The sequence below is a fragment of the Sinomonas sp. G460-2 genome (assembly GCF_047759905.1).
Lineage (GTDB): Bacteria > Actinomycetota > Actinomycetes > Actinomycetales > Micrococcaceae > Sinomonas.
Map to the genome: position 1 here is coordinate 1 of NZ_JBKZWT010000162.1, position 8,172 is coordinate 8,172.

The 8,172-nt window shown below is 70.6% G+C and carries 7 protein-coding genes; 6 read left to right on the forward strand and 1 reads right to left on the reverse strand.

From position 1 onward, the window contains the following. Nucleotides 1-653: 653 nt before the first annotated feature. Entirely contained in the window at nt 654-1,274 is a 621-nt protein-coding gene (locus tag ACLN58_RS14265; protein WP_415855924.1) for a TetR/AcrR family transcriptional regulator, read from the reverse strand. Between the two features lie 148 nt (nt 1,275-1,422). Between ACLN58_RS14265 and ACLN58_RS14270 the strand changes: the two genes are divergently transcribed. The 6 genes from ACLN58_RS14270 to ACLN58_RS14295 all read left to right on the forward strand — a co-directional run. Beyond that, nucleotides 1,423-3,093 (forward strand): amidohydrolase, encoded by a 1,671-nt coding sequence (locus ACLN58_RS14270; protein ID WP_415855925.1) that lies wholly within the window; start codon nt 1,423-1,425, stop codon nt 3,091-3,093. A gap of 45 nt (nt 3,094-3,138) precedes the next feature. Continuing rightward, nucleotides 3,139-4,134 (forward strand): ABC transporter substrate-binding protein, encoded by a 996-nt coding sequence (locus tag ACLN58_RS14275; RefSeq protein WP_415855926.1) that lies wholly within the window; start codon nt 3,139-3,141, stop codon nt 4,132-4,134. 32 nt (nt 4,135-4,166) lie between these two features. Beyond that, nucleotides 4,167-4,940, forward strand: a complete 774-nt coding sequence (locus tag ACLN58_RS14280) for an ABC transporter permease (RefSeq protein WP_415855927.1) — start codon at nt 4,167-4,169, stop codon at nt 4,938-4,940. After that, complete coding sequence (locus ACLN58_RS14285) at nt 4,940-5,728, forward strand: ABC transporter permease (RefSeq protein WP_415855928.1); 789 nt, start codon at nt 4,940-4,942, stop codon at nt 5,726-5,728. The genes ACLN58_RS14280 and ACLN58_RS14285 overlap by 1 nt, the downstream gene beginning before the upstream one ends. Before the next feature lie 41 nt (nt 5,729-5,769). Further along, nucleotides 5,770-6,564 (forward strand): ABC transporter ATP-binding protein, encoded by a 795-nt coding sequence (locus ACLN58_RS14290; protein ID WP_415855929.1) that lies wholly within the window; start codon nt 5,770-5,772, stop codon nt 6,562-6,564. Further along, a partial coding sequence (locus ACLN58_RS14295; RefSeq protein ID WP_415855930.1) for a sulfatase occupies nt 6,561-8,172 on the forward strand: 1,612 nt, incomplete at its 3' end. The genes ACLN58_RS14290 and ACLN58_RS14295, both read left to right, overlap by 4 nt.

Sequence of the window (8,172 nt, forward strand, 5' to 3'; positions counted from 1 at the left end):
TGCAATTCAAGCGTGATTCCCCTGGGGTCGGCTGGGTCCCTCGGGCATGCTGGCCGGCCCGCTGGTCGCCGAGGGCGTGGGTGAGCCGACGGCGGAGCCTGTCGTTCTCCTCGGTGAGTGTGCGGATGCCTTCGTTGGCTGCGTGCAACCGGGCCAGCGGGGAGGCGTCGGAGGCGCGCTGGCTGGCAGGGATCGCGGGCGCCGGCGCACGTCGGGTCGCAGCGCGGAGCCGTTCGATGTCGGCGCGGAGGTCGGGCTGGGCATAGAGGAAGGCCTGTGAGACGCCCGCGTGGCGGGCTACCGCTTCGAAGGTGACGGGGACAAGCGAATCCGGCGAGGCCGCAGTGCACGCGATCGGCTGGTCAACGGCGTAGTCGGTAGATGGGAGGTTTTGCGCCGTGTTGAAGGCCGCGTCCTTGCAGCGTCGGATTCATCGGACTTGGGGGTAGGCAAGCAGCCGGCATGATGCCGGGCAGCGGTCCTGGGGCCTTCCCTCCGGACCGCTCGCGCCGCGCCCCTGGCCGCCTCGATGGGCTCGTCGGCGAGGAATGCCGGGTCGTGTTCGTCCGACGGGGTCCACACCAGCACGGTGGACGCGAAGGGCACCCACTGCGCCCACGCCGCCAGCGGAGTCCGACCCGGCGCTCCCTCTCCTAGTGCGCCACGGGGGCGCTGACGAGGGCCGTGAGCGAGTCGGCGAGCAGCTCGATGAGACGCCGCGACTGCTCCTCGTCCGGGTAGGCCAGATGCTGCATGCTGATCCCGTCGATGCCGGAGACGAACAGCCGGGCGATGAGGTCGAGGTTCTCCGGCACCGGCTGCCCCGATGCCTCGGCGGCGGAGCTGAAGAGCTCGCGCGTCGATGACACCCAGCCCTCGTACATGCCGCGGTTCTGTTCGCGCGCGGCCGGCTCGCGCTCGGGCCCCTCGCGGAAGCGCCGCAGGAGCAGCTCAAAGGTCGTGACCTGCTCGTGCGGACGCTGGCTCATGCGCTCCCAGATCCGTCGAGCATGCTGGCGGATGACCGACGGGAGCCCCTCGGCCAGATCGCCGATCGGGGGCAGGCTCTTCGCGTAGTCCCGGCTCAGGAAGTAGTAGACCTCCTGGAGCAGCTCCTCCTTGTTCCGGAAGCAATAGTGCAGGGCCGCGAGTGGGGCGCCGGCCTCGGCGGCAATCCGGCGGGTCGTGGCCGCGGGAAGGCCCTCGGCCGCGATGACTCGCGCCGCCGCCTCGACGAACTGCAGCCGCCGCTCTTCGGTGGGAACTCTGGGCATTTCAGGCCTTCCGATCTCGTCCGTCCATCCTAGGAGAGCGCTGTCCTCTCCGGATGTAGAAAAATTCTACGGCTAAACCTAGTCAAATGACCCAGTCACGCGACATACTCCTTGGCAGAGATGTTGTTCAGGTCACAGAGGAGGCACCATGGCGCAGAGCGCCAGCCTGGCGATCGTCAACGCAGAGGTGCTGGCGATGGACCGTTCCGGGACCGCCGATGCCGTGGCCGTCGCGGACGGACGCGTCCTGGCCGTCGGCTCGCACGATGTCGCCGGGGTAACGGGCCCGCGCACGACCCTGATCGATGCCCGCGGGGGCGCAGTCGTCCCGGGCATCAACGACGCCCACCTGCATTTCACGGCGGCCTCCATGGCGGCCTTCGGCTACGTATCCGTCGACGCCGCGGCTGCGCCGGACTGGCGGGCGGTCGAGGCGGTCCTCGACCGTGCTGAGCCCGGAGCAGACGGCTGGGTCCGCGCAAGGGGCTGGGACGACGTCCTGATCGGCCCGGCCGCGGGCCAGCTCCTCGATGTGCGCCCCAGCGTCCCGGTTGTCGCCTTCGACGCAACCGGCCATCAGCTCGCCGCCAATCGCGAGGCGCTCCGGCGCGCGGGCCTCGAGACGACGGTGGCCAACCCAGCGGGCGGCGTCGTGGGCCGCGACCAGCACGGCGAGCTGACCGGCCTGCTCCAGGACGGGGCGATGGAACTCCTCAACCGAGCGCTTCCGCCGATCCCGCGAGCCACGCTCCGCGACGCCATGCTCTCGATGCAGGGCCGCCTCCATGCCCAGGGCATCACCTCGCTCACCGAGCCCGGCCTCGGCCCCGCCGGTGCCGGCCTGCTGGATGGGTCCGGGTCCACCGACGCCCTGCAGCTTCTGGGCGACCTCGCCCTGGCCGGAGCCCTGACGATCCGAACCACGGTCCTCATGCTCTTCGCGGGCACCGGCGGGGCGGATGCTGGTGCCGTCCGGGCTGGCCTCGCCTGCGGGCTCGCGGGCGAGTACGTCGACCGGGGCATCGACCCAGCCCTCCTCCGAATCGCCGGCGTGAAGGTGTTCGCGGACGGGATCCCCCGCAGCGGAACTGCCTGGATGGCCGAACCCTACGGCGACCAATGCACACGGGGAAGCCTCGTGGTCGTCGGCCGCACCGAGGACGAACGGGTCGAGGAGCTGGCCAGCATCCTGCGCCTCATCGACGCCGCGGGGCTCCAGGCAGGCATCCACGCCACCGGCGACGCCGCAACCGAGACCGCCGTCGACGCCCTCGCGAAATGGACCGACCCGGGCCGCCGGCACTACATCATCCACGGCGCCTTCGACCGGCCCGAGACGCTCGCCCGCATGGCACGCCACGGCATCGGCTACAGCACGAATCCGCTCATCCGCCATGGTGCGGGCGATGCGATGCGGCACCTGCTGGGCGAGGAACGCTTCTCCCGGCACCAGCCGCTGCACTCCGCTGCCGAAGCCGGGATCCGCTTCAGCCTGGCCTCCGATGCGCCCGTCGCGAGCACCGACTGGCGCGAGACCGTGGTCGCCGCGGTGCGCCGCGGAACCCGCACGACATCTGGCGTACCTGATGATCCCGAGCGCATCGGCGGCCGCCGGGCGCTTGCCGCGATGACGGCCGACGCCGCGTGGCAGGACCACGCGGACGACCTCAAGGGCAGGCTCATCCCCGGCATGGCCGCCGACCTCTGCATGCTCTCCCGCCCCTGGCCCCAGGACGCGGCAATCGAGGAGCTTCTCGAGGCCGAGATCGTCCTGACGCTCGCGGGCGGCCGGCCCGTCCACGAGCGCGCCCTTCTCTGACCCCCTTCCCTGTCCGTTCCCCATCAATCACGAGGAGACCATTCCATGCGACGAAGCATCCCCGCGGCCCTCGCCGCCGTCCTCGCCCTCGCCCTCTCGGCCTGCGGCGGCAGCACCACCGCCAGCACGGCCCCCGGCTCGTCCGGCTCGCTCACCATGCTCAAGGTCGGCACCATCGGCATCGGCAGCGACGCCGGGATCAGGCTGGCCATCGACAAGGGCTACTTCAAGGAACAGGGCCTGGACGTGAGGACCACTGTGGTGGCGAACCCGCCAGCGGGCATCGCCGCGGCGCAGAGCGGCCAGCTCGACCTCACCTACACGCCCTCCATCCCGCTCCTGAATGCGCTGGGAAACAACGTCCAGCTCACCGTGGTCGCCGCCGCCGACGGGTACTCCGAGCAGGCCATGGCCCACAAGGACATGACCAAGGTCGACGACACCGGACTCCTGGTCCAGAAGGACTCGCCGATCACGCGCCCGAAGGACCTGGAAGGCAAGTCGGTCTCCGTCCCGGCCCGCAAGGCCCAGCTCGAGGTCACCGTGAGCAAGCTGGTCAAGGACGACGGCGGCGATCCCGCCAAGGTGAACTGGATGGTCCTGGATCCCTCCTCGGCGCTTCAGTCGCTGAATTCCGGCCGCGTCGACGCCGCCTCCCTCATCGCGCCGTTCGTCTCCAAGGCGATCTCCCAGGGCGACCGGCTCCTCGCCTCCCCGGGCGTGCAGTTCTTCAAGGCCGGCGCCGTGGGCCTGTGGGTGACCGGCAACGGCACCCTGCAGAAGGAGCGCAAGGCCATCGAGGGCTTCAAGGCCGCGATCTACAAGGCCAACGCCTACGCGAACCAGCACCTCGAGGAGGCCCAGCAGCTCAGCGCCCAGATCACCAACAACCCCATCGAGGTCGTCAAGTCCGGCGCGGTGAACTACTGGCCGGACAAGGTCACCACAGAGGACATCCAGCGCGTCGACGACTCCATGGCCGAGCTCGGCTACCTCAAGACGCCGCTGAAGCTCCCCGCTGACCTCATCCTCGGCAGCTGAGACCCAGGCTGGAAACCAAGGGAGAAGGAATCATGAGAATCTCGCTCAAGCCGGCCGCCGTCGGCGCCGCCGGCTTCGCGGCCGCGCTGCTGCTGTGGCAGGCCGCCTGGGCCGCCCGCGCGGCGGGCGGGTCCCTGCCCTCGATCGGCAGCGTCGCCGCCGACCTCGGCCTGCTCCTGACGAGCGCGGAGTTCTGGAACGCTCTCGCGCAGACCGTGGGGATCGCCCTCCTTGGCCTGGCCGCCTCTGCTGCGGCAGGCATCGCGATCGGCATCCTTGTGGGCAGCTTCGAGCCGGTCCGCTACGCGACCCGGGCCGCGCTCGAGTTCCTCAAGCCCATCCCGCCCATCGTCATCCTCCCGCTCGTCGTCCTCGTCCTCGGCCCCACCGGCCAGATGTCCGGGTTCCTGGTGTTCCTCGGCTGCCTCGTGCCGATCGTGATGCAGACCGTCGACGGCGTGCACAGCACCGACCCCGTGGCCAGGGACACCGCCCGCTCCTATGGCATGGGGGCGGGTGAGATCCTCGCCCGGATCGTGCTGCCCAGCGCGATGCCGTACATCGGCACTGCGATGCGCATCTCGGCCCCGGCCGCGCTCATCATCACAGTCGTGGCCGGGCTCCTCGGCGGCGGACCCGGCCTCGGCCAGAGCCTGTACCTCGCCCAGGCCGGCGGCGACGAACCGACCATGTACGCGCTCGTGATCGTCCTGGGTGTTCTGGGCCTGCTCTTCCAGGCAGGCACCCGCTCCGCCGAACGGCGCCTGCTGCACTGGCACGAGTCCTACCGGGAGGCGGTGCACTGATGAAGCGGGCTTCTGCCAACGCGCTCGTCCTGTGGCTCGTGGGCGTCGGGACGCCCTCGGCCCTGCTCGCGGCCTGGTGGTTTGCCTCCGCGGACTCGACCGACGCCTTCTTCCCGCCGCTGGCGGACATCCTGGACCGCTTTCGCGCTCTCTGGCTCTTCGACCACTTCGGCTCCGACGTGCTCCTGAGCCTGCGCAACCTCGCCCTCGGCTATGCCATCGCGTCACTCGCGGCCGTCGCCGTCGGCTTCGTCACCGCACTGTCCGCACCGGTGCGGTGGGCCGTGGACCCCCTGATCCACTTCCTCCGCGGCATCCCCCCTGTCGCGCTCGTGCCGATCTTCATCTCCCTCATGGGCTTCGGCCCCGAGATGCGGATCGCGAGCATCGCCCTCGCGGCGTTCTTCCCGACGTTCATCGCCACCGTCGACGGCCTCCGCGCCGTGGACCGCGGCCTCCTCGACGTCACCCGGGTCTACCGCCTCTCCCGAGGGGAACGCGTGGTCGCTGTCCTCCTCCCGGCAGCCTCCCCGCAGATCTTCTCAGGCCTGCAGGTGAGCCTGCAGACCGCCTTCGTCGTCATGATCGCCTCGGAGATGCTCGGCCCCTCGCAGGGCATCGGCGCCATGACGCTGCTCGCCCAGCAGAGCTTCATGATCCCGGACATGTGGTCGGGGATCCTCCTCCTGGGCGTGATCGGCTTCGCCGCCAACACCCTCTTCGACCTGGTCCGCCGCCGCGTGCTGGCCTGGTACATCGGCTCCCGCAGATTGGCCCGCGCATCATGAGAACACCAGAGACCGCCTACGCCCACCAGAGGGGCACCGCCATGGAGACCAGCACCCCCGCCCAGCACCGGGCCAGGCTCGACGTCCTCCACCTCGCCAAGAGCTACGGCACCGGCGAGGCAGCGAAGAAGGTCATCGAGGACCTCACCTTCAGCGTCGCCGTGGGGGAGCTCGCGTGCATCGTCGGCCCCTCCGGCGTCGGCAAGACCACGCTGCTGAAGTGCCTCGCGGGCCTCCAGCCCGCCTCCGGCGGGCACGCCGCGATCGACGGACGCACGATCAGCGGACCTCCTCCCGAGATGGCGCTGGTCTTCCAGGACTACAGCCGCTCGCTCATGCCATGGCTCACCGTTCGGAAGAACGTCCTGTTGCCCCTGCGGCACCTCCGGCTGCCCCGGGCAGAGGTGAAGGCACGCTGCGACGAGGCCCTCGTGGCCGTGGGACTCGCCCACGCCCACGACCAGTACCCGTGGCAGCTCTCCGGCGGCATGCAGCAGCGCGTCGCCATCGCCAGGGCCCTGGCGTACCGGCCCGAGATCCTCGTCATGGACGAGCCCTTCGCCTCGGTGGACGCCCAGACGAGGTTCGACCTCGAGGACCTGTGCCTGAGGATCCGCGAGGACTTCGGCATGACGATCCTCGTCGTCACCCACGACATCGACGAGGCCGTCTACCTCGCCGACCGCGTCGTGGTCCTCGGCTCCAAGCCCGCCCGCGTGCTGCGCATCGTCGACGTCGAGCTCCCCTCCCCACGCGACCAGATCGGCACGCGCTCGCTGCCCGAGTTCGCCGAGAGGCGCACCGAGGTGCTCTCGCTGATCAAGAGGCCCGCGTGAGCCGCTCCGACGTCGCCGCTGCCAGCCGCCGGCAGCCGCCCCGGCGGCCGAATGTCCTGGTCATCGTCGCCGACCAGCTGCGCGCCGACCACCTCGGATTCGGCGGCAACACCGTCGTGCACACCCCGCACCTCGATGCCCTCGCCGCGCGCGGTGTGGTGTTCGGGAACGCGACAGCGGCCAACCCGACGTGCATGCCCAACCGTGCCTCGCTCGCGACCGGCCGCTGGCCGTCCGCGCACGGCACGCGCTGCAACGGCATCCCGCTCGACCCCGACTCCCGCACGCTCATGCGCTCGCTCGCCCAGTGCGGGTACCGCACCATCGGTGTCGGCAAGCTCCACCACCAGAACATGGGCTGGGACTTCGAACCCGAGCAGCAGGCCGAGATCCACGCCACGGCGCGGCTCCTGCTCGACCCGGACGCCCAGGACGCGCGGCCACGAGGGGGAGGAACGGGGTGGGACCGCTGGGAGGACCGCACGGCCCACGAGGAACGCTTCATCCCTCTGCCGCCTGACTACTACGGCTACCAGCACGTCGACCTCGTCGTCGGCCACGGCGACCACCCCGGCGGACACTACCTGCACTGGGCCCGCGAAAGGGGCCTCGACCCCGACGCCGTCGGCGGCCGCGAGCATTCGGACGCCGCCTACAGCGGCTGGGACCAGGTCTACCGGACGGCGGTCCCCGCACAGCTGCATCCGAGCGCCTACATCGCCGAGAAGGCCATCGAGCACCTCAAGGACGCCGCGGGGCAGGACGCACCCTTCTTCCTGTTCGTCTCGTTCCCGGACCCACACCACCCGTTTTCGCCGCCGAAGGGCTACGACGCGCTCTACCGCCCCGAGGACATCCCGCTCCCTTTGGGCTTCGACCAGGACCACACCCGCTCCCCGCAGCACATCCGCCACATGATGGCGCGCCGCGGCCAGCCTGGGAGCGACCCGACCATGACCTGGGCTGCCACCGCCGAGCAGTACCGGCACGCTGCCGCGGCCCAATACGGGCTCATCACCCTCATGGACGAGCAGATCGGGCGGATCCTGGCCGAGCTCGAGGCGCAAGGACTCGCCGAGGACACCATCGTGGTCTTCACCGGAGACCACGGCGACCTCTTCGGCGACCACGGGCTCATGCTCAAGCACTTCAGCCACTACCGAGCCGTGACCAACGTCCCCCTCGTGGTCGCCGTGCCCGGGACCGCCCCGCGCCGAACCGAGGCGCTCGTCTCCAGCCCCGACCTCGTCCCGACACTCATGGAGCTCACCGGCGCCGCCCCGTTCCGCGGGATCCAAGGCCGGTCCTTCCTCCCGGTCCTCGGAGGGACGACCGAGTCCCACCGGACTGCACTCCTCGTCGAAGAGGACCAGCCCTTCGGACTCCCCGGGCTCCCCGGGCCGGTCCGGATGCGCACCGTCATCACCGCGGAGGGCCGGCTCACGCGCTACTTCGGGGCCCGGGAGGCCGAGCTCTACGACCACACCTCCGACCCCGGCGAGCTCGACAACCTCGCCGGACGACCCGACCACCGGGCACTCGAGCGGCGCCTCACCGAAGCGCTCCTGGTCGAGATGGCAAGCCTCGCCGACGAGGGCACTGCGCCAA